The following is a 1,505-nucleotide window of genomic DNA, read 5'->3' as shown; positions in this document are numbered from 1 at the left end:
TGATAATTCTAACACTAAAATTGTAGAGGTTTTATCTGCAATAGGTCTAGGAAGTCAAAAAAGAACTTCAAGAGATGCATATCATTGGCAATTTAATTTTAATACGGTAACCTTTCAAGAGTTTTTGGCAGCTCGTTATTTAAGTCGTGAAAATTTAAATGCAGAAGCAATGGTATATTTAGTTACTGACTCCTTTTTCTGGAATTTCTGTATTATGCTGGTTGGTATGCAATCACATAATGATACTAGTAATAATATACATCAAAACTCAACAACTTTAATAGATGTTTTAGAATTTCTTTATAATTTCCATTTAAAGAATAAACATCCTTACTATGGTTATGCATATTATATGCTTTTGGCAGAATGTAGTGATGAGATTATTACAGAAGTTATTAAAAAAGAAGACTTATCTTTAATTATAATGTTTTACAAGCAAGTTTATTATGATGAGTTTTGGAGTACAATAATATACCAATCAATTAACAAGATTATAGGTAAATTGCCTTACCAACTTCAGTATAACTTTGTAGAAGAATTAAGAAATAAAATAATAGACATCTCAAATTTAATCAATAAAGAATTAGAGGCCTCTGGGGCTTATTTTTACTTATCTAACCTGTTAACAATAGGTACTCGTTATAACGAAAAAATTATTTTTAAACCTATAATGGAAGTATTAATAAAAGCAAGTAAGCAAATAAAGTTATTAAGCGAAGAAACTGAATTAGATAAATATGATAATGTATACGAATCTGAGGATGAAAAACTAATAGATACTTATGAAATATTAGTAAGTAAAGAAATTAAATACAGGAATAACTTAATTCCTTTATTTTTAGATTTACCTCTATTCTCGCTATCTACTTTACTACCATTTAGAGAAGATATTATTGCTATTTATAACGAAGAACGAAGTTTTGGGATGTTGGAAGGTATAGTTTGCGAAATAGCTACAGTTAAGAGTATATCTACAATTAATGAGCAATACGAATTAATACTTAATTTTAAAGAAAAAAATAATTTACAAAATGAATTAATACAAGAAGAGTATTATTACATGGTTCTCGAACTTATCGAAGATTTATATATTGTAATAAAAGCAGATAATAATTTTGAGACAAAAGAAAGAAATAAGATTGTTTCGTATTTAGATTTTGTTGCAAAGGATTTGATTGATACAACTAATTATGAACACATAGAAGACTTTTATTTAGGGCATTTAATAGATATCTGTATAATGAACTTAACATTAATAGATATTCCCCAATTATATCGTTTACTTTTTGATTTAGTAATTCGATTTGAAGCAACTATTTTTAAAAGAATTCCTAATGAGCATAAATTTACGGCTTATATAACTAAGTTAATCAAGACAAACAAGAAAACTTTAGACATAGACTCAATAAGAGAATTAGTAATTATTTTAAACTCAACGCCAAATATTAGGGCCTATTTTTTTAAATATAGAACATTAATTTTCCATTTATTTAAAGCATTTGCTC

Annotated in this window: 1 protein-coding gene; it reads left to right on the top strand. The window is 25.8% G+C overall.

Features of this window, described 5'->3' with window-relative positions:
• Window positions 1-1,505: hypothetical protein (locus ACVC2P_RS03410; RefSeq protein ID WP_452597085.1), on the top strand; the 1,505-nt coding region annotated here is incomplete at both ends.

This window comes from Pontimicrobium sp. MEBiC01747, from assembly GCF_053601635.1.
The sequence above is the reverse complement of the archived record's forward strand: the minus strand, read 5'-3'. Positions and strand labels throughout refer to the sequence as shown.